Genomic DNA, 20,052 nt, shown 5'->3' on the forward strand with positions numbered 1-20,052 from the left:
GTCACGAGGGGTGTCCTTGTCGAGGCGTGGGCCGCCTGGGCCTGCTACCAGATGGTGACGCGTGCCTCCGGGGCGAGCCAGAGGGCGTCGTTCTCGGTGACGTCGAACGCGTCGTAGAAGGCATCCACGTTGCGCACGATCTGGTTGCAGCGGAATTCGGCCGGCGAGTGCGGGTCGACGGCGAGCAGCAGCTTGGCGTATTCGGGGCGAGCCTTCTGCTGCCAGGCTTGCGCCCAGCTGAGGAAGAACCGCTGTGCGGCGGTGAGGCCGTCGATGGTGTCTTCGTCGTCTGGGCTGAAGCCAGCGTGGGCGCGGTAGGCGCGGTACGCCTTCCAGGCGATGCCGAGTCCGCCGAGGTCGCCGATGTTCTCACCGATCGTGAGCTCGCCGTTGACCTTCTGCCCTTCGGTGCCCTCCGGGGAGAGCTCGTTGTACTGGTCGATGAGGGCGCGCGTGCGTTGCTCGAACGCGACGCGGTCGTCGGCGGTCCACCAGTCCTCGAGGCGGCCGTCTCCGTCGTACTTCGAGCCCTGGTCGTCGAAGCCGTGCCCGATCTCGTGGCCGATGACGGCACCGATCGCGCCGAAGTTCGCGGCGGGGTCACGGTGCTCGTCGAAGAACGGCAGCTGCAGGATGGCGGCTGGGAAGACGATCTCGTTCTCGCCCGGCGAGTAGTAGGCGTTGACGGTCTGCGGTGGCATCATCCACTCATCGCGGCGCACGGGCGTGCCGAGCTTCGCGAACTCGTAGGCGGCCTCGTAGACGGATGCGCGGCGCGAGTTGCCGACGACGTCGTCGTCCTTGATCTCGAGGTCGGAGTAGTCGCGCCACCGGTCGGGGTAGCCGATCTTCGTGACGAACTTCTCGAGCTTGTCGAGGGCGCGCTGACGCGTCTCGGGGCTCATCCACTCGAGTTCGGTGATGGATGCGCGGTACGCGCCGGTGAGGTACCCGACGAGTTCGAGCATCTTGGCCTTCGCGGTCGGCGAGAAGTGCCGCTCGACATATGCCTTGCCGATGGCCTCCGGCAGCTTGCCTTCGGCGTGGCCCGTGCCGCGCTTCCAGCGCTCCCGCTGCTCCGGCGTGCCCTGGAGGGTCTTGCCGTAGAACTCGAAGTTGGCTGCGGAGGTCGAGGGGGCGAGGATGCCCGAGTACTGGGATGCGATGCCCCAGACGAGCCAGTCGCGCCAGGCCTCGAGGCGATCTTCGGTGAGGAGGCCGGCAACGCCCTCGAAGAAGTCGGGCTGACGCACGATGACGCGGTCGAGGGCCCCGGCGGGTGCACCCCAGCGGCCCGTCCAGTCGGCGAAGTCGACGTTGGAGTAGGCGGCGCTGAGCTCGGCGAAGGTGCGCGGGTTGTAGGCGAGTTCCGCTTCGCGCGACTTCACGACGTCCCAGTGGAGCCCCGCGATCTCGGTCTCGAGAGCGAAGACCCGCGCGGCGCGCTCCTCCGCGTCGGGGAGACCGGCGAGGCCAAGCATGCGGGCGATGTGCGCCCGGTACTGCTCGCGGATCTCCGCGTACTGCTCCTCGCGGTAGTAGCTCTCATCCGGCAGGCCGAGGCCGGACTGCTCGAAGTAGAGGGCGTACTCGGCGGGCGACTTGAGGTCAGGGTAGACGTACGCCGACACGAAGGAGCCGAGGCCCGTGCGCTCAAGGTCGCCGAGCACGGCGAGGAACTCGTTGATCGAGGAGGCGGCGAGGGCGCGGTCGATGTCGGGGCGGACCGGGTCGAAGCCGAGGGCCTCGAGCTTCTCCTCATCCATGAACGCCGCGTAGGCGTCGGCGGCCTTGCGGAGCTCTGAACCCGGCTCGGCGTCCTTGCCGCTCTCGAGGATGTCGAGGACCGCCTTCTCGGCGTCTTCGCGCAGCTGGATGAAGCTGCCGTAGGCCGGCAGGTACGCGGGCACTTCCGTGGCGGCGATCCACTTGCCGTTGGTGTGCCGGAACAGGTCGTCGGCGGGGCGGACCGAGGCGTCGAGCGCCTCCAGGTCGATGCCCGAGGGAAGCTGCTCGGATGCGGGAGCGGTGGAGGCGAGGTCGTCCGTCTGTGACATGCCTCTCAGGCTAGGACACACCACCGACACTGACGCTGGGATCATCTCAGGGCGAACAGGTAGCGCGGTCGGCTTGCCGACGCTCTGCGACAATGACCTGGTGCGCGCATCCGACGGCCCCTCCCCGCGTGACCGCACCGGCGCCCGCACCCTCGACCGCAGCATCCTGACGCTCGCAGTGCCCGCGTTCGGAGCACTCGTCGCGGAGCCGCTCTTCCTCCTCACCGATACGGCCCTCGTCGGCCACCTGGGTGACACCGCCCTCGCCGGCCTCGGCGTCGCCGCGACGATCCTGCACACGGTCGTCGGCATCATGGTCTTCCTCGCCTATACGACGACTCCCGTCGTGGCTCGTCTGCTCGGCTCAGGCGACCGGCCGGGGGCGATCCGCGCCGGCATCGAGGGGATGTGGCTTGCAGCCTTCTGCGGCCTCGTGCTCCTGGTGGTCGGCCTGCCGCTGAGCGCGCCCCTCGTCGGCGTCTTTACGAGCGACCCCGGCGTCATCGAGGCGGCGAACACCTACCTGTCGCTCAGCCTGTGGGGCCTCCCGGCGATGCTGCTCGTGATCGCCGCCATGGGCCTTCTGCGCGGGCTGCAGAACACGAAGGTGCCGCTCGTCGTCGCCATCGCGGGCTTCGCCGTCAACGCGGCGCTCAACGCGGTCTTCATCTACGGCTTCGGCTGGGGCATCGCAGGCTCGGCGATCGGCACGGTCATCGCGCAGTGGGGCATGGCCATCGTCTACATCGTCATCGCGATCCGGGCGGGCCGGGAGCTCGGCGTCTCTCTGCGGCCCGGCATCGGCGACCCGCGCATCGTGTTCTCGGCCAACGCGTTCATGGTGCTCCGCACCCTCACGCTGCGCGCGTCGCTCGTGGTGCTGGTCTGGGCAGCCGGCCAGCAGGGGGTGGCGGAGCTCGCGTCACTGCAGATCCTGCTCTCGATCAACAGCCTCATCGCGTTCACCCTCGACGCGCTGGCGATCGCCGGCCAGGCCATGGTCGGCCACGCGCTGGGCGCGGGCGAAACCAGGAAGGTGACGGCGATCTCTCGCCGCCTCAAGCAGTGGGGCTTCTGGTTCGGCGTGATCCTCGCGGTCGTCTTCGCGGCCCTCGCGTGGGTGCTCGGGTACGTGTTCACGAGCGACCCGGCGGTCTTGGCGCTCCTGCCCATCGGGCTCCTCATCCTCGCCGCCGGCACGCCGATTGCCGGATTCGTCTACGTGCTCGACGGCATCCTCATCGGGGCTGGCGACGTGCGCTATCTCGCCCTCGCCGGCATCCCACCGCTGCTCGTGCTCGTCGCAGGGGTCGCGATCGTGCTGCCGCTCGGGATGCAGGGAGCCGCGGGACTCGGACTGCTCTGGGCGTCCTACGCCGTCGGCACGATGGGCGCACGCGCCCTTGTGCTGGGCGCCCGCGAGCGCGGAACGAAGTGGCTGGTGCCGGGAGCGGCCAGGTAGGACGCGCTCGCCTGGCGCGATTTCCGGGATCACCGATTGGACACAGGGGAGTTCTCCCCATCGCTCCCCGGGGATTTTGGTGTCATTGTGGGTGAAATGCGGGCCGTCTCAGGCTCGATGTCGCTGTGCACCTCTGACGCCGGCGCCAACAGATCCCCCTCTGGAGTTCCACCATGCGCGCATCCCTTCCCACCGACACCAACTCGAACGAGAACCGTCTTCCGTCACGCCGCTCCATCGTCACGGCCGGCGCCTGGAGCATCCCCCTCGTCTCCCTTGCGGTCGGGGCGCCCATGGCGTCGGCGAGCACGACGACCGCCGGATTCGATCTCGCGATCGTCGGCCTCCAGTTCGGCGAGACGCTCCCGCTCTTCACACCCGACTACACGCAGCGATACTCCTCGTTCACGCCGCTGAGCAACTTCGCCGTCGCGAACTACGGCGACGAGCCATCTCCCACGGAGGGGTTCCGTGCGAGCTACACGGTCGACAACGAGCTCGCCGTGCTCGACCGCGTCGGATATCGCGTCGCCGGTTCGACGGAGCCGACCTACGTCGACGAGGTCGAGACGATCGTCACCGGAACGCGCACCGAGTACCGTTGGCTCGTGCCCGTCTCGGTCCCGGTCAACGAGTCCGAGGACCCGCTGTTCCCGACGGGGGCAGTCGCGCTCGTCGTCGAGTCGACGGTGCTCCTGCGCTACCCGAACGACGCGTACGACCCCGAGAAGCTGGTCGGCGCTCGCGCGAGCGCGACGTCCCTCGCCGCTGAGGCCGAGACAGGCAACAACGTGCTTCAGGGTGTGGGCACGACCGACCTGGAGCCGGCATCGCCGTACGCGGCGCAGACGGAAGCGACCTTCGAGACAGCGCCGCTCGGCACGGGTCCCGCGAGGACGAGCCGTCCGACCTCGGTGAAGATCACGTCGATCGGCCCCAAGCCGCTCCCGGCGACGGGATCGGCGATCGTCAGGTTCGACTACCGCTCGACGACGACGTTCTCGATCGCGAACGTGCGCTTGAACGGGGCCCCGACAGCCGTCTTCCTGCAGAACGTCACGGCCCCCGAACGCCAGCCGTGGGCGACCCTGCAGGAGCTGACAGCGGCGCTCGGTGCTCCGCTGGATGCCGGAGACGTCCTCGAGTTCGACGTGCTCTACGACGCCCCTGCGGTCGCGGGATACGACGTCGAGTCGACCGCCGGACACGCAGGCTTCTCCCCCGCCGACAACAACGACCGCGACCAGCGCACCACCGAGTTCGCGTACGTGTACGGGGTCGTCCCGGCGTAGCCTCGGCACGCGTGCAGGTGCTGCCCGCGACCTCCTGCCGCAGGAAGGACCTGCCCACAGCGCGAGAAGTGCTCGCGCGCCGCTGCGACGGGCGCTAGGTTCGCGTCATGGTCCCGTTCGAAAGCCTGCTCGCCTTCGCTGTCGCGTCGGTGCTGCTCATCCTGATCCCGGGACCGAGCGTGCTCTTCGTCATCGGGAGGTCGATCGCGCTCGGTCGCCGTGCGGGCGTGCTGAGCGTGGTCGGCAACGCGATCGGCATGATCCCGGCGGTCCTTGCCGTGGCCCTCGGCGTGGGGGCGCTTGTCGCGTCGTCGGTGCTCGCGTTCACGATCATCAAGATCGTCGGCGCCGTCTACCTCGTGTGGCTCGGTGTGCAGGCGATCCGGAACCGCAACGCGCATCTGACCGCGGAGGCTCCCCGACCCGCGAGCGCCGTCAGGCTCCTCCGGCAGGGCTTCATCGTCGGCAGCACGAACCCCAAGACGATCGCGTTCTTCGTGGCGGTGCTGCCGCAGTTCGTGTCGCCGGGCGCCGGTCCGGCCTGGACGCAGCTCCTCGAGCTCGGCCTCTGCTTCCTGCTGCTCGCCCTCATCTTCGACGGCACGTGGGCGCTCACCGCCGGAACGGCCCGCGCGTGGTTCGCGAAGTCGCCGAAGCGCATCTCGGGTATGTCCGCAACGGGCGGGGCCATGATGATCGGGCTCGGCGGGGTGCTCGCCCTGTCGGGAGCGAAGAGCTAGGCCGCGCCCTCCGGCGCGTCTGCGAGCGGTCGGCGCAATCGGTCGCCGATCCCGGGGATCACCCACCGTGCAGCGATCGACGAGACGGCGACGAGTGCGACGAATCCCGTGATGAGCTTGTCGGCCAGCGAGTTGACGAGGTTCGACCCCAGCACGGCGAGGCCCTGGGGCTGCCCCAGCATCTGCAGCGTCCAGACGATGCTCTCCCCGGCATGGCCCACTCCGCCGTGGAAGAGGCTGAGCAGGAGCGGAACCGCGACCGCAGAGCACGACAGCGCGACGAGGATCGTCAGGATGAAGTAGCGAGGGAGCGTCGACGCCATGCCGAAGCGGCGCGCCCCGTAACCCCAGACGAGAGCGCCGACGAGGTTCACGAGCGAGAACCAGATCGAGTGGGGTCCGCTGAGCCACACACCGCCGGTGTTGGTGACGATCGCGACGACCACGCCAGCCCACGGGCCGACGACGATGGCCGTGACCGCTGTCCCGATCATGTCGAAGAACAGGGGCAGGCGCAGGAAGTTGACGATGAGATGGCCGGCGAGGTTCATCAGGATGCTCGCCGAGATGATGAGGATGATCTGCCGCGGCCCGAGCTGTCGGCGCGTGCGCGCGTCGCTGGAGGTCTGCGTGACAGGCGCGGTGCCCACGGCCAGGGGCCGTCCGCTCAGCTGCTCGCCTGCCGGCTGGGACTCCTCGGCCTCGGCCGGGACGGCATCCGAACCCTCCGCTCTCGTCCCCTGCACCGCCAGTTCGGCGTGTGCCGACGGGATGGCGCTGCCAGCCCTGGCGACCCACTCGGGGATCGTCGCTGGCGGGGCACCCAGCACTTCCACGATCTCGCCGATGAGTCGCGCGTCTAGCCGAGATCTGCCGGGTCGGAAGGCCTCGAACACCGTGGTCCGGGCTGGACCAGACGCATCGGAGCCAGCGCTGCGCCGGTTGGCCTGGATGCGCGAGGCGATCTCCGCGAAGGGCATGCTGCCCGACTCGGCTCGCAGTCGGCGGAGGTCCGCGACGACCGCATCGCAGGTCTCACGATCTGCATCCGCCACGATGAACCTCCCCGCCCAGGCTGAGGGCTGCCTGCCGATCATCACCGTATCAGCGCCGGAAAGCCGGATATCGCGGCCCGGCGTCGGCCGGCTTCTTGGTCCGTCGGGGCCTGAATGCCGTCACTCCGGTCCCTGCCGGACACCGGCGCGCGTGGCCGTCCGTCGCGTCTCGAACGATTACCCTCGACGGGTGCGTCTTGTCATTGCGAACTGCAGCGTCGATTACATCGGCCGCCTCACCGCCCACCTGCCCATGGCCCCTCGCGTGCTCATGCGCAAAGCCGACGGCAGCCTCCTCGTGCACTCCGACGGGGGCAGCTACAAGCCGTTGAACTGGATGAGCGCGCCCTGTTCGATCGTCGAAGAGGCACCGGATGCGACCCAGGCCGACGCCGGCGTCACGGCGCTCTGGCGGGTCACGCAGACGAAGACCGGCGACCAGCTGCTCGTCACGATCGGCGAGGTCTTCAGCGACCATTCGCACGATCTCGGCAAGGACCCGGGGCTCGAGAAGGACGGGGTCGAGGCGCACCTGCAGAAGCTGCTCGCCGACCAGATCGAACTGCTCGGTGAGGGGCACGCGCTTGTGCGCCGCGAGTACATGACGGCCATCGGTCCCGTCGACATCCTCGCGCGTGACGAGACCGGCGCATCCGTGGCCGTGGAGATCAAGCGACGCGGTGGCATCGACGGCGTCGAGCAGCTCACGCGCTACCTCGAGCTCATGAATCGCGACCCGCTGCTCGCCCCCGTCTCCGGTGTGTTCGCGGCGCAGGAGATCGCCCCGCAGGCCCGCACGTTGGCTGAGGACCGCGGCATCCGCTGCGTCATCCTCGACTACGACGAGATGCGCGGCGTCGACCCACGCCACATGCGCCTGTTCTGACGGGCCACCCCGACCGTTCAGCTGTCTGTCGCCTTGCGCTCGGGTGCTCCTCACTACACTGGCTCGGACATGACGCACACAAGCTCCACTGAAATGACCGGTCCGGTCCCCACCGCACCCCAGTCGACCGAGGTCGTCCAGCCGGCAGCGACGCCGGGAACACGACGGGTCGACCTCGAGCGCGGAACCGGCATCGCCCCGTACACGGCTGTCCTCTGGGACCTCGACGGCACCATCAGCGACTCGGCGCCCGGCATCCTCAACAGCCTGCGCGCCGTGCTCTCGAGCTACGGCCTCCCGATTCCCGGAGACGCCGAGCTGCTGAAGCACGTCGGCCCGCCCATCCACGAGACGTTCGCCGCCTACGGGCTCGACCCGATCGAGGCCACCGAGCGCTACCGCACCATCTACCGCGAGTCGGATTCGTTCATCGGCGACCCGTACCCGGGTGTCCTGCAGGTCATCCGCGACGTGCACGCGGCGGGTATCCCGCAGTCGACGGCGACGAGCAAGCCGGAGAGCTCCGCGGCGGTCATCCTGGACAGCTACGGCGTCGCCGACCAGTTCCTCACGATCACGGGAGCCTCGGACGACGAGGTGCGCTCGGCGAAGGCCGACGTCATCGAAGAGGCGCTCAGGCGGCTCGACGTCGCGGGCGTCGACCTCAGCAACGTGCTCATGATCGGCGACCGCTTCTACGACGTCCAAGGGTCAGCGGAGCACGGCGTGCCCGCCGTCTACGTGTCCTGGGGGTACGGACGCCTGGGTGAGGAAGCGGGCTCGGTGGCGGTCGCCGATTCTGCCGAGCGGCTTCGCACCTTCCTCGCTCTCGACTGATCCCCGCGGCTCCCGCCGCTTTGTCGGTGCTGCGTCGTATCCTCATGGCATGCGCGTAGAGAGCTCTTTCACGATCGAAGCCTGGGATGCGAACGGCCGTGCCGTCGGCATCGAGACCGCAGCCCCGCTCGGGGGTGCGTTCATCGTCCGTGCCATCTCGGGGGGTGACATCGAGGGGCGCAGCGAAGTGCTCTTCGCGGGTGCCTTCAACGAGAAGCACGGGTCCGGCACCTACGTCGCGATCGACGCCTTCGAGGGCACGATCGCCGGCAAGTCGGGCACGCTCGCCTTCTGGCACGCGAACACGGTCGCGAGGGGCCGTCCGGCCGCGGGCGGCGGGCTGCTCCACATCGTGCCCGACTCGGGCACCGGAGAGCTGGCGGGTGTGAGCGGCACCGGCGAGATCATCGCCCGCGGTGACGACCACACGCTCGTGCTCGAGATCCGGTTCGACGACACCGACGAGGTCGAGATCGACGGCGAGGTGTTCGCGGGCGAAGTCGAGGCGGGCACGTCCGAGCCCTCGGCCTGACCGGAAGTCGCGGTCCGGTGCCGAAGCAAGCGGGAGGAGCATCCGCGCCCCCGAACCCGTTCACGCCGTCCTTCGGGGTCACGCCACCGCTGCTCGTCGGGCGGTCTGCGATGCTGGCCTCCTTCGAGGCGGCGATCGACGGCACTCCCGGGGAGGTGGGGCGGGCGACCCTCGTCACCGGTCTGCGCGGGGTGGGCAAGACCGTCATGCTCAACGCGCTCGAGGACATCGCAGTGTCGCGCGGCTGGCTCGTCATCTCCGAGACGGCCACCAAGGGACTCGCGGAACGCATCACAACCGAGGCCCTCCCGAAGCTGCTCGCCGAGCACGACCCGCGGGCCAGCAAGCGGCGCATCACAGGAGTCACGCTGCCGATGAGCTCCGGCGGGTTCATCTCGACCGTCGAAGACCGGCACAGGCCAGTCGCCAACCTGCGATCGCAGCTGACGGCACTCACGGGCCTCCTCGCGCCGAACGGCACCGGCGTGCTCATCACGGTCGACGAGATCCACCGAGGTGCCATCGACGACCTTCGCGAGATCACGACGGTGGTGCAGCATGCCTTCCGCGAAGGCCTTGACGTGGCCTTCGTCGGGGCTGGCCTCAAGCCGAACATCAACGAGCTGCGCAGCGACCGGATGCTCACGTTCCTCCGCCGCGCGCACGTTCAGGAGCTCGGACAGCTCAGCTACGAGGCCTCAGCACGAGCGCTCTCGGAACCCATCGTCGGCGGGGGTCGCAGCATCGACGACGAGGCGCTCGACTACGCCGTGCGGGGCACGCAGGGGTACCCGTTCCTCGTGCAGTTCATCGGCTCGAAGTCGTGGCAGGAGGCCGGCGGCGCCGAGCGCATCGACCTTCAGCACACGCGTCGCGCTGTCCGCCTCGCGCGGCAGGCGATGGGCCAGTACATCTACGAGCCGACGCTCGCGGCCCTGTCCGTCGGCGACCGCACCTACCTCGCCGCGATGGCGAGCGACGACGGTCCATCGCTCTCGAGCGAGATCCGCCAGCGGATGCGCGCGAAGGCAGGCTACGTCGGCGTGTATCGGCAGCGTCTCATCAACGCCGGCATCATCGAACCGGCGGGCTACGGCCGTGTGCAGTTCACGACGCCGTACCTGCGCGAATACCTGCGCGAGCATGTGGTGAGCGAGGCGATCGCGCTCCCCCAGGGCCGCGCGTTCCCACCCCCGCCTGCCGACGACGAGTAGCGAGGCCGAAGGGCTCAGCCCAGGGCCGCTCAGGGAACGCGCACGCCCGTGAACGGGGTGGCGCGGCGCAGCTCGAAGCCGAGCTTCTCGTAGGCGGTGATGGCGCCCGTGTTGCTGGCCGCGGCGTGCATGAGGGCCTGGTCGCCGCGTTCCTGGATGTGGAAGGCCACGTCGAGCACGAGGCGGGAGGCGAGGCCCTGGCGTCGGTAGTCGGCGTCCGTGGCGACGGCGCTGATCTCAGTCCATCCAGCCGGGTGGAGCCGCTCACCCGCCATGGCGACGAGCTTCCCGTCGCGGCGGATGCCGATGTAGCGCCCCATCACGTACGTGCGCGGGAGGAACGGACCTGGCTGGTTCCGCTCGACGAGCGCCAGCATGTCATCGGCGTCGTCGGCACCGAGTTCGACGACCTCCTCGTCCGGCCTGGTCTGCAGGCGCGGCGTCTGCACGAGCTGCACACCTTCTCCGCGCCAGGTCTGCGCCCATCCGGCCGGAACCTCCGGGTCTGCGTGCGAGATCGCGAGCTCGGCCCCCGATCCCAGGAGCTCGGCGATCGCGTCCCACACGTGCGGCTCATCCCAGGAGCGCACACCGAGGAACGGCGATACGTCCGCCGGGTATCGCTTCACGAGGTCCCCGCCGATCGCGAGGTGCGCGTGAGCACCGGTCAGCGAGTGCCAGGCGGGGTTGTCGAGCACAGAGGTGGAGGCGATGGCGGTGTCGGTCATGTGGTCCTCGAGACAGTGGATGTGTCTCCGATTGTCACGCACGCGAGGGTCACCCCCGCGCGGCGTGACCGACCGTTACGGCTGGTTGCCCCGCTGTGTCGTCCTCCGTCGTCAGACGCCGAGCTGCGAGCGAAGCGCCTGCACGTGCCCATCGGGGTCGACGTCGTAGGCCACGTACGACAGCTTGCCCGCTGCGTCGACGATGAAGCTCGAGCGGATCACGCCGGTGCCCGCGATGCCGGCGACGGGACGCTCGCCCCACGCGCCCCACTCCATCGCGGTCGCCCCGGAATCGCTGAGCAGCGAGTACGGAACCTGCTGCTCCTCGCCGAAGATCGCGAGTTCTCGCGGCTGGTCCAGTGAGATGCCGAGCACGGTGACGCCAGCGCCGCTCAGGGCGTCGAAGTTGTCGCGGAAGTCGCACGCCTGCTGCGTGCACTTGGTCGTGCCCGCCTTCGGGTAGAAGTAGACGACGACGGGCGACCCGGTGAGGTCACTGAGCCGGATGATCTCGCCGTGCTGGTCGGTGAGCGCAAAGTCGGGGGCGCTGTCGCCGACGCTGAGAGTGGTGACCAAGATTGCTCCTCGCTCGGGAATCTGACGTGCCGACTCTAGCGAGCGCGCACCCACACTCTCCTGGGAACAGCGAACGGGCCGCCACCCCACCGGCGAACGAGGGGCAGGCGGCCCGCAGGCCTTCGGTCGAGCTGTCCGTCGGGTGCGACTAGACCTCGACGGTGATGCCGAAGGCCTCGGCGAGGCGCAGGATCTTGCGCGCGCGGCCGAGGCGGGGCAGGTCGCTGCCGTCACGGACGACGCCGCCAGCGGCGTCGAAGTCCGCGAGGAACTCGCGGGCCCAGAGGATGTCGCTCGTCTGCGGGCAGATGACCTCGTTGACGACGGCGGTCTGCTCGAGGCGGAGGCAGAGCTTGCCGGTCATGCCGTGCTCGAGCGTCCACTCGGACTCGTTGCGCAGGACGCGGAGGCTCTCATCGGTGGTCGGTCCGTCGACGGGGCCGGGCAGGCCTGCCGCCTTGGACGAGACGGTGAGGCGCGAGCGGGCGTAGGCCATGGCCTCGCGGGTCGCCCACATGCCGGTGTCGCGACGGAAGTCACCGCTGCCGAAGGCAAGGCGGAAGGAACCGTCGGCGCGGGCGATGTTCGTGGCTTCCTCGAGTCCGAGTGCCGATTCGATGAGCGGCACGACGGGAATGCGCGCGCCGAGTCGTTGGTACGTGTTGACGACCTGCTCGGCCTGCTCGGTCTTGGCGAGCACGACCCCGAGGAGTCCGGGGACGCCCGCGAGCTCGTCGACGTCGTCGGCCCAGAAGTCGGAGAGGGTGTCGTTGATGCGAACCCAGGCGGAGTTGCCGGCCTTGAGCCAGGAGATGACATCGGCGCGTGCGGCGGCCTTGTGCTTCGGGTCGACGGCATCTTCGATGTCGAGGATGACGACGTCGGCGCGGGACTCCGCTGCGGCATCGAACGCTTCCGGCCTGGATGCCGGGACGAGCAGCCAGGACCTGGCATCCGCCGGCGGCACGACGTGACCGGCTGTTGACTTGGGGTGGGGGCTCGCTGGAACGTTCAGAACTCTCGCCTCATTCATCGACTGGATGCACGGGCCGGCTCGACCACGCACGGCCGCGTTTTCCGCAGCCAAGGTGTGAGCTTAGTACGACGAAACGCGCTGTCCTTCTGCGGACCCCTACAAGAACTTGCCCGGATGCTGATCAGTAGGAGTACGGAATCAGCCCGAAGAGGAAGTAGAAGATCGCTGGGACGATCATGACGACACCCAGGACGGAGCCCACCGAGGCTGGCATGTTGCGCCATCCGCTGGCACGCAACGCGAGCACTCCGAAGACGATGGCTGCGGCCGCGCTCAGGATCTGCAGGATGGTCAGCACCGGGTTCAGGACTGCGTAGATCTCAAAGCTCCCGGTCCGCGCGACGGCGCTCATGATGAAGGAGAGCAGAGTCGTGAGGAGCCACCCGCCGAGCGCACTCGCGAGGGAGATCATGCCGAAGCGATTGGTCGCGAATGAGAGCTCTTCGCGGAGCGTCGAGAAGGTGAGCACCCGACGCGGTGGGGTGTTCCCGGGCTGCGAGTAGGCTCCGGGCTGCGAGTAGGCCCCTGGCTGCTGGTAGGCGCCCGGCTGCTGGTACTCCCCGCCTGCCGGCTGCTGGTAGCCGGCGGGCTGTTGGGCTTGCTGCCCGTACGCCTGCTGCTGCCCCTGAGCCGCCTGGCCGGACCCGTTGTAGGCGGAAGGTGGGCCGCTTGGCGGCGTTCCATAGTCGGGGGTGCCCTGCCCGGCGTTCGCCGCGAAGTTCTGCGGCGAGTTCGGCTGGCCGTCCGGTCGCTGCTGCCCGTTCCACTGGCTCGGTGTCGTCATGCCATCACCCTAAGACTCTTGGCGTGCTTCCGGCTCGGGCACCTCTCCCCGGAGTGGGAGGGCGTTGTCGCCTGACTGCAATACGATTCGGTACATGACGACGACGTTCTCCCCAGCGCCCGTTCTTGCCATCGATGCCGGTCAGAGCGGCATCCGCTCGCAGATCGACGCGGGCGAGGTGCGCTCCTTCGCCGCGATCCGCACCGACCTGCCGCTGGCGCCGCAGCTCGCGAGCGTCGTCGAGCAGTCGCTGCGGGAGTCCGGCCTGACGGGCGTCACGGTGTCTGGCGGCGTGTCCGGTGTGACGCACGCGCAGACCGTCGCGGATGAGCTCGCCCTGCTGGTGGAGCCGTTCGGGGTCGCGAGGGTGTTCATCGCGCACGACTCGATCTCGGCGTTCCTTGGGGCGCTCGGTTCTGAGCTGGGCGCGGTCGTGGCGGCTGGCACCGGCGTGGTCACGCTGGCCGTCGGGGAAGAGCGGCTCGCGCAGGTGGATGGCTGGGGCTACCTCGTCGGTGATGCCGGCTCCGGCTACTGGATCGGCCGTGCGGCACTGGATGCGGTCATGCGCGCGTTCGACGGTCGCGGTCCGGAGACGGCGTTGACCGAGGTCGTGCTGGCTCACCACCCTGATCTCCCCAGCATGTACGTGTCGCTGCAGACCAACGAGGGGAAGGTTCGGCACATCGCCTCGTTCGCGAGGTCGGTGGGTGACCTGGCGGAGACGGATGCGGTCGCCGCCGAGATCCTCGCGGCTGCTGGCTCGCAGCTCGCGGCGTCGGTCGCTGCCGGGCTCGCGCGCGTCGGCCTGCCGGGGTCGCGTGACGAGGTGCAGGTCCGCGCGATCGGCAACGTGTTCTCGTCGCCGCACGTGGCGGCGGCGTTCCGCAGCTCGCTGCTCGAGCGCGTCCCTCAGGCTCGCGTGGCGGTGGGCGAGAGCCACCCGCTCGACGGCGCGGCGATGCTCCCACACCTCGAGCAGGACCACGCTCTCATCGCGTCGATCGGGGTCGTGACGCTCTAGCGTCCTGACGCTGGCGTTCCTCGGGGCTCTCTAGATCGCGAAGATCCGCTGCGACGTCTCGAGCTTCTCGCCTGGTTCGAGCCAGGCGAGGTCGAGGCCCGAGTTGAAGGCGTCTGGCGCACAGGTCATGGGCTCGACCGCGACGGCCTGGCGGTCCCAGTCGATGCCGGGCTGGTCGCTCGTGAAGACCTGCACCCACGGCGCATCCGTGCCCCAGGTCATGCCGACCCCCGTGCCGTCAGCGGTGGTGAGGGTCACCGTGGCGGTGGTGCTGTCGCCGAAGACGTCGGTGAAGGCGTGGTCGATCTCCATCTCGCCGATGCGTCGCGCCTCGCGGTAGTCGAACGCCCCGGCGACTTCCTCGACGGAGACGACGGAGCCGGGGAGCAGGCGCGCGCCGTGCGCGTGCATGAGCTTCTGCGCCGGCGACTGCAGAGTCCAGTCGTCGATCTGCCCTTCGCCTGCGACGAGGTAGGAGTGGGTGGATGCGCCAGCCGGGGCGGTTCCGGCGCCCACGTTGCGCAGCTCGATGGTGGTCGAGAGGCCGTCCTCGCCGAGCTGGTACCTCGTGCGGACCTCGACACGGAACGGGTAGCCGGTCTGCGGCTCGATCGTGGCGGCGAGGAGCACGAAGTCGGTGCCGACGTCTTCCGGCTGGAAGTCGAGCCAGAGGGCGAGCCCGTGGAGCGCGTGCCCGCGCTTCGGCTCGGAGAGCGGGAGCTGCAACTCCTGGCCGTCGATGCGGTAGCGGCCGTCGATGATGCGGTTCGGCCACGGTGCGAGCGTCGCCCCCTTGTACGCCGGCCGCACTTCGTCCATGTCGAAGCCGTGCACGAGGTGCCTGCCGTGGTGCGTGAGCTCGCGCAGTGTCGCCCCGATGCTGGAGATCGACGCCTCGTATCCGCCGTGGGAGAGGAAGTAGGAGGAGCCTGAGCGCGGGGTGATCGACATCGGTGGGGACTCCTCGGTGCTGTCAGGGGAAGGACGAATGGCAGTCTTTCACGCCGAGTCGGATCCGGCTCTCTCAGCCCGCGTCACTAGCCTGGGGAGATGACCTCAGCTCCTCAGCCCTGGCCGCAGACCGCTCTCTGGTGGCATGTGTACCCACTCGGGTTCGTGGGCGCGGACACGACCGGCGGTGATCTGCCCGGATCCGTTGAGCATTGCCTCGACCGCATCACCGCCTGGCTCGACGAGCTGGTCGGCCTCGGGCTCAACGGCCTGCTCCTCGGTCCCGTCTTCGCATCGCAGACCCACGGCTACGACACGGTCGACCACCTGCGCATCGACCCTCGGCTCGGCGACGACGCCGACTTCGACGCGCTCATCGCCGCCTGCCGCGAACGCGGCATCCGCGTGCTCCTCGACGGCGTCTTCAATCACGTGGGCCGCGACCACCCCTGGTGGCGCGAGGCGGTCGAGGCCGGGCCGGATTCCGCCGCGGCCGCCAGGTTCGCGAGAGGGTCGGATGCGCGCGAGGTGGACGGCCTCGCCGTCGACGTGTTCGAGGGTCACGACGCGCTTGTCGTGCTGAACCATCAGCATCCCGAGGTCATCGAGTACGTCTCGGGCGCCATGGCGCACTGGCTGGAGCGAGGCGCCGACGGGTGGCGACTCGACGCCGCCTACGCCGTGAGTCCGCTCTTCTGGCGCGCGACCATCGACCCGCTGCGTGAGCGGTTCCCCGACGCATGGTTCGTGGGCGAGGTCATCCACGGCGACTACGACGGGTACGTCGCCGACTCGGGGCTCGACTCGGTCACGCAGTACGAGCTGTGGAAGGCGCTGCGCTCTTCCGTCCAGGAGCAGAACCTCTTCGAGCTCGACTGGTCGCTGCAGCGCCATAACGACTTCACGGCGCATTTCCTGCCGATGACCTTCCTCGGCAACCACGATGTGACACGCATCGCGAGTGCCATCGACGACGAGCGCAACCACGCCGCCGCCATCGCCATGCTCTTCTTCTTCCCCGGCACCCCCAGCGTGTACGCGGGTGACGAGCGCGGGCTCGAAGCGGTCAAGGAGGAGCGCGCGGGTGGGGACGATGCCATCCGTCCGGAGTTCCCGGCCGACCCCAGCCAGTGGCCCGAGAACCCCTACTCCCAGGCTCACCGCGACGCGATCGCGTTCCGGCGCCAGCACCCGTGGCTCGCGACGGCGAGGACCCGCACGGAGGACCTCTCGAACACGGCGGCGCTCTTCATCGCCGAGGGCGACGACGGTGAACTCGCGAGGCTCGCGGTGAACCTCGGCGACGACGCTGTTCAGCTGGGAGGCCGGGAGGTCGGCGGCCACGGCTTCGAACGGTGGAGCGACGCCGGCGAGTGACCGCGGCCGGCTACGCAGCTCAGGCCTGCGTTCAGCCGAATGGCTGACCAACTTCAGTGCAATTTCCTATCTCGGGCGCGTGTTCTGCGCCAGAACGCCGGATATTGCACTGATGTTGGTCAGCCGCGAGCGCAACACCCCTGGACTTCGCCCCGTGCAGCTGCCTCGGCTGTCTCAGTGCATCGAGACGAGCGTGTCCTGCTCCTCCGCCTCCTGCTGCACGAGCGGGCGGTCCTTCGTGCCCCTGATCATGAAGCCGGCGATGAGCGCTGCGAGGAGCATGGCGCCCGCCGCCGCGAGGAACACGGCCGAGTAGCCGTTCGTGAAGGCCTGCAGCTGGGGTTCGCCTGCTTCGAGACCCGCGGCGACCGCGTTCGCGTAGAAGACGGTGAAGACCGAGAGGCCGATCGACCCGCCGATCTGCATGGTGGAGTTGACGGTCGCCGCCGCTGCGCCGGCGTCGTGCGGCTCGACGCCCGTGAGTGCGAGGTTCTGCAGGGGCACGAAGATCATGGCGAGGCCGATGCCGAGCAGTACGAGTCCGGGCAGGATGTGCGTGACGTAGCCGCCGTCGACGGTCACGCCGGAGAGCAGCAGGAGTCCGCCGGCGACGATGATCGGGCCGACGATCATGAACGGACGCGGGCCGAACTTCGGGAGCAGGCGTGCGCAGACGGGAACGCACGCGAGGATGACCACCGTCATGGCGACGTTGGCGAGACCGGCGACGAGCGGCTCCATGCCCATGACGATCTGCAGGTGCAGTGCGAGGTACATGGTCGCCCCGATGAGCACGCTGCCGATGACAGCCTGGATCAGGAACGCTCCGCCGCGCACCCGGTCGAGCACGACCCGGAGCGGGAGCAGCGGCTGGGCGACCCGAGTCTCGATCCAGACGAAGGCGGCGAGCAGCACGACCCCGAGCGCGAGGAAGCCGATGGTGCCGAGCGAACCCCAGCCCTCTTCCGCGAGGCTGAACCCGTAGACGAGCGAGCCGAGGCCGAGTGACACGGTGAGCGTGCCCCACAGGTCGTAGGTGTTGTCGCCCTCTGCCTTGCTCTCCTTGAGCACGATGAGCGCGCCGATGACACCGGCGATGACGAAGAAGACGTTGACCAGCAGGCACCAGCGCCAGCTGGCGAACTCGGTGAGCGCCCCGCCGAGGACGAGTCCGACCGCTGCGCCGCTTCCGCCGATGGCGCCGAAGACCGCAAATGCGGTGGTTCGGTCCTTGCCAGACGGGAAGCTGACCGTGAGCAGGGCGAGCGCGGCTGGAGCGAGGAGTGCGGCGAACAGCCCCTGCAGGCCGCGAGCCAGGATGAGGTCGAAGGCGTTCTGCGCGAAGCCGCCGTAGACGGAGGCGGCGCCGAAGCCGATCATGCCGACGAGGAAGGCGCGCTTGCGCCCCCAGTAGTCGGCGATGCGACCGCCGAGGAGGAGGAGCGCCCCGAAGACGAGCGCGTAGGCCGTGACGACCCACTGGCGCTGCACGTCGGTGAGACCGAGATCGAGCTGCGCCTGCGGCAGCGCGATCGTGACGATCGTGCCGTCGAGGACGACGACGAGCTGGGTGAGGGCGAGCACCGCGAGTGCCCACCACTTGGAGATGGTGCGTGGCGCGGATGCGCGGGTGACGGAAGACGCGTCAAGAGACAAGAAAACCCTCCAGGTTCTCAGAAAGCGAGTGCTGGAGGTTTCAAGCCTCGGACCGAGGACGTCGCCGCCTCGACCTACCCGAGCGGCGACGCTCGACAGATCGGCAACTGTAGCAAGTCCTGCGAGCGCACATAAGCGCAGACGCGTCGCGTGGCGTCGCCATGAGAACGACAGAACCCCCGGAACCGAAGTTCCGGGGGTTCTGTGTTCCCGATGCAGGTGACCTGCTCTGGGACTCTGGTGCGCGAGGGGGGACTTGAACCCCCACACCCGAAGGCACACGGACCTGAACCGTGCGCGTCTGCCAATTCCGCCACTCGCGCCAACCTCCGAGAGATTACCAGACACTTCCCCCGACTGCGAAACCGACGCGTGGATGCACGCCCGAGGACCCCCAGAAAATCGCGGCCCGGGCCGAACGGCCCGGCCGCCGAACGCCCATTGGCAACCCACAGGAAGGCACCTGAAGTCGGACATCCAGCCCAGTGCCGTTAGCATGAAACAGATTCGCGCCACCCGGTGCGGGCTGCGGCGTGCCCTTGAGAACCAGGAGTCAAGTGGGAATCCTCGACAGATTTGAGCGTGGGCTCGAGCGTGTCTTCAACGGTGCGTTCGCGAAGACCTTCCGCTCTGGGCTCCAGCCCGTCGAGATCAGCGCTGCGCTGAAACGCGAGATGGACACCAGGGCGTCGGTCGTCACGCGCGACCGCGTGCTCGTCCCCAATCGCTTCAACGTGCAGATGTCGCAGGTCGACTACACGCGCATCTCGCAGATCGCCGGCATCCAGGATGAGCTCATGCGCGTCGTTGAACAGCATGCGGCGAAGCAGGGCTACCAGTTCTCCGGCGGGCTCAGCATCAAGTTCCTCGAGAACGACTCGCTCTCCGAGGGGCGGATCGAAGTCGATTCGCGGAGCGTCCAGGGGCAGGTCGCCTGGGCGCCGATCCTCGACGTCGATGGGGAGCGCATCCACGTGGGCATCGGCTCGACCGTCATCGGTCGAGGCTCGGAGGCTGACATCACGATCGCCGACACGGGCGCCTCCCGCAAGCACGCGGAAGTCGTGTGGGACGGCAAGCGCGCGGGCATCCGCGATCTCGGCTCGACGAACGGCACGAAGGTCAACGGCCGATCGATCTCGCAGGCGGGTCTCGAGCCCGATTCGACGATCCAGATCGGTCGTCACCGTATTGTGTTCCGGGTGATCCCCCAGGCCGACCCGAGTGACGACACCGGGTACCTCCCTCGACAGGGAGGCAGAACATGACCAGTGAACTGACCCTCCTGGTCCTCCGCCTCGCTTTCCTCGCGGCGCTCTGGATCTTCGTCTTCTCCGTCATCTACTCGCTCCGCAGCGACCTCTTCGGTACGCGCTCCTCCGCGTACAAGCAGGCCATGGAGAAGTCGCGCCAACAGGTCTTCGCTTCGGCAGACAGCGACAGCGCGCCTGCCCCGGCGGCACCGGCTCCCGTCCGATCACAGGCGCCCAGCGACCCGACCGAGGCAGTCCAGCGCCCGTCGACTCCGGTGCCGAGCGCATCCGCACGCTCTGAGCGGCCGAGCAAGCTCGTCATCACCTCTGGCCCGAAGCGAGGCACCGAGCTCACCCTCCGCAGCGAGCCGCTCTCGATCGGCCGCTCAGGCGACTCCGACCTCGTCATCCAGGACGACTACAGCTCGACGCACCACGCGCGCCTCCTGCTCTGGAACGACGCATGGATGGTGCAGGACCTCGACTCCACGAACGGCACGTACGTGAACGGCAAGCGAGTCTCGCAGCCGACCCACGTTCCCATCGGCACCCCTGTCCGCATCGGGACGACGACGTTCGAGCTGCGATAGGC

General features: G+C 68.8%; 19 protein-coding genes and 1 tRNA gene. 11 read left to right on the forward strand and 9 right to left on the reverse strand.

What is annotated here, in order from left to right; genetic code table 11:
- Positions 1 to 44: 44 nt before the first annotated feature.
- Positions 45 to 2,057, reverse strand: a complete 2,013-nt coding sequence (locus ACQFZP_RS10110) for a M13 family metallopeptidase (RefSeq protein ID WP_211891222.1) — start codon at positions 2,055 to 2,057, stop codon at positions 45 to 47.
- 100 nt (positions 2,058 to 2,157) lie between these two features.
- Between ACQFZP_RS10110 and ACQFZP_RS10115 the strand changes: the two genes are divergently transcribed.
- The 3 genes from ACQFZP_RS10115 (at position 2,158) to ACQFZP_RS10125 (ending at position 5,551) form a co-directional block, all read left to right on the forward strand.
- Positions 2,158 to 3,519, forward strand: coding sequence for an MATE family efflux transporter (locus ACQFZP_RS10115; RefSeq protein WP_307852813.1), 1,362 nt, complete (start codon positions 2,158 to 2,160; stop codon positions 3,517 to 3,519).
- Positions 3,520 to 3,692: 173 nt separating this feature from the next.
- A complete protein-coding gene (locus tag ACQFZP_RS10120) occupies positions 3,693 to 4,811 on the forward strand; it encodes a hypothetical protein (RefSeq protein WP_211891223.1) in 1,119 nt (372 codons plus the stop codon).
- Between the two features lie 107 nt (positions 4,812 to 4,918).
- Positions 4,919 to 5,551, forward strand: a complete 633-nt coding sequence (locus tag ACQFZP_RS10125) for a LysE family translocator (protein ID WP_104310821.1) — start codon at positions 4,919 to 4,921, stop codon at positions 5,549 to 5,551.
- Here the strand turns inward: ACQFZP_RS10125 and ACQFZP_RS10130 are convergent.
- The gene (locus ACQFZP_RS10130; RefSeq protein ID WP_211891224.1) at positions 5,548 to 6,606 is read right to left on the reverse strand and encodes a hypothetical protein; all 1,059 of its coding nucleotides are present in this window, start codon (positions 6,604 to 6,606) and stop codon (positions 5,548 to 5,550) included. The genes ACQFZP_RS10125 and ACQFZP_RS10130 overlap by 4 nt on opposite strands.
- A 190-nt stretch (positions 6,607 to 6,796) precedes the next feature.
- Between ACQFZP_RS10130 and nucS the strand changes: the two genes are divergently transcribed.
- The 4 genes from nucS (at position 6,797) to ACQFZP_RS10150 (ending at position 10,075) form a co-directional block, all read left to right on the forward strand.
- Positions 6,797 to 7,492 (forward strand): endonuclease NucS, encoded by a 696-nt coding sequence (gene nucS / locus ACQFZP_RS10135; protein ID WP_179555454.1) that lies wholly within the window; start codon positions 6,797 to 6,799, stop codon positions 7,490 to 7,492.
- A 69-nt stretch (positions 7,493 to 7,561) separates the two neighbouring features.
- On the forward strand, positions 7,562 to 8,329 hold the full coding sequence (locus tag ACQFZP_RS10140) for an HAD hydrolase-like protein (RefSeq protein ID WP_249312282.1): 768 nt from the start codon (positions 7,562 to 7,564) through the stop codon (positions 8,327 to 8,329).
- 49 nt (positions 8,330 to 8,378) lie between these two features.
- A complete protein-coding gene (locus tag ACQFZP_RS10145) occupies positions 8,379 to 8,861 on the forward strand; it encodes a DUF3224 domain-containing protein (RefSeq protein WP_104310817.1) in 483 nt (160 codons plus the stop codon).
- A gap of 17 nt (positions 8,862 to 8,878) precedes the next feature.
- Positions 8,879 to 10,075 carry an ATP-binding protein gene (locus ACQFZP_RS10150; protein ID WP_211891225.1) on the forward strand — a complete coding sequence of 399 codons (1,197 nt, stop codon included), beginning with the start codon at positions 8,879 to 8,881 and terminating at the stop codon, positions 10,073 to 10,075.
- Between the two features lie 29 nt (positions 10,076 to 10,104).
- On the opposite strand, the gene ACQFZP_RS10155 is transcribed toward ACQFZP_RS10150, so the two are convergent.
- From ACQFZP_RS10155 to ACQFZP_RS10170, 4 genes are all read right to left on the reverse strand, one after another.
- Positions 10,105 to 10,803, reverse strand: a complete 699-nt coding sequence (locus ACQFZP_RS10155; RefSeq protein ID WP_211891226.1) for a GNAT family N-acetyltransferase — start codon at positions 10,801 to 10,803, stop codon at positions 10,105 to 10,107.
- A gap of 111 nt (positions 10,804 to 10,914) precedes the next feature.
- Complete coding sequence (locus tag ACQFZP_RS10160) at positions 10,915 to 11,379, reverse strand: peroxiredoxin (protein ID WP_104310815.1); 465 nt, start codon at positions 11,377 to 11,379, stop codon at positions 10,915 to 10,917.
- Between the two features lie 148 nt (positions 11,380 to 11,527).
- Entirely contained in the window at positions 11,528 to 12,466 is a 939-nt protein-coding gene (locus tag ACQFZP_RS10165) for an HpcH/HpaI aldolase/citrate lyase family protein (RefSeq protein WP_249312284.1), read from the reverse strand.
- A gap of 70 nt (positions 12,467 to 12,536) precedes the next feature.
- Positions 12,537 to 13,199, reverse strand: coding sequence for a hypothetical protein (locus ACQFZP_RS10170; protein ID WP_211891227.1), 663 nt, complete (start codon positions 13,197 to 13,199; stop codon positions 12,537 to 12,539).
- A gap of 94 nt (positions 13,200 to 13,293) precedes the next feature.
- Between ACQFZP_RS10170 and ACQFZP_RS10175 the strand changes: the two genes are divergently transcribed.
- Complete coding sequence (locus ACQFZP_RS10175) at positions 13,294 to 14,223, forward strand: N-acetylglucosamine kinase (RefSeq protein ID WP_104310813.1); 930 nt, start codon at positions 13,294 to 13,296, stop codon at positions 14,221 to 14,223.
- Between the two features lie 30 nt (positions 14,224 to 14,253).
- Here ACQFZP_RS10175 and ACQFZP_RS10180 read toward each other — a convergent pair whose 3' ends face one another.
- Positions 14,254 to 15,174 (reverse strand): aldose 1-epimerase family protein, encoded by a 921-nt coding sequence (locus ACQFZP_RS10180; protein ID WP_211891228.1) that lies wholly within the window; start codon positions 15,172 to 15,174, stop codon positions 14,254 to 14,256.
- Positions 15,175 to 15,273: 99 nt separating this feature from the next.
- Between ACQFZP_RS10180 and ACQFZP_RS10185 the strand changes: the two genes are divergently transcribed.
- Positions 15,274 to 16,551 (forward strand): alpha-amylase family glycosyl hydrolase, encoded by a 1,278-nt coding sequence (locus tag ACQFZP_RS10185; protein WP_211891229.1) that lies wholly within the window; start codon positions 15,274 to 15,276, stop codon positions 16,549 to 16,551.
- Between the two features lie 174 nt (positions 16,552 to 16,725).
- On the opposite strand, the gene ACQFZP_RS10190 is transcribed toward ACQFZP_RS10185, so the two are convergent.
- Together ACQFZP_RS10190 and ACQFZP_RS10195 are read right to left on the reverse strand one after the other, a co-directional pair.
- Positions 16,726 to 18,207 carry an MFS transporter gene (locus ACQFZP_RS10190; RefSeq protein WP_249312285.1) on the reverse strand — a complete coding sequence of 494 codons (1,482 nt, stop codon included), beginning with the start codon at positions 18,205 to 18,207 and terminating at the stop codon, positions 16,726 to 16,728.
- 238 nt (positions 18,208 to 18,445) lie between these two features.
- A tRNA-Leu gene (locus tag ACQFZP_RS10195) sits at positions 18,446 to 18,530 on the reverse strand.
- 234 nt (positions 18,531 to 18,764) lie between these two features.
- Here ACQFZP_RS10195 and ACQFZP_RS10200 point away from each other — a divergent pair.
- The gene (locus ACQFZP_RS10200; RefSeq protein ID WP_104254452.1) at positions 18,765 to 19,475 is read left to right on the forward strand and encodes an FhaA domain-containing protein; all 711 of its coding nucleotides are present in this window, start codon (positions 18,765 to 18,767) and stop codon (positions 19,473 to 19,475) included.
- Positions 19,472 to 20,050 carry an FHA domain-containing protein FhaB/FipA gene (locus tag ACQFZP_RS10205; protein WP_104310810.1) on the forward strand — a complete coding sequence of 193 codons (579 nt, stop codon included), beginning with the start codon at positions 19,472 to 19,474 and terminating at the stop codon, positions 20,048 to 20,050. The genes ACQFZP_RS10200 and ACQFZP_RS10205 overlap by 4 nt, the downstream gene beginning before the upstream one ends.
- Positions 20,051 to 20,052 lie beyond the last annotated feature (2 nt).

Origin of the sequence: Pseudoclavibacter sp. Marseille-Q434 (assembly GCF_050315415.1) — a bacterium.
Classification (GTDB): Bacteria; Actinomycetota; Actinomycetes; order Actinomycetales; family Microbacteriaceae; genus Pseudoclavibacter.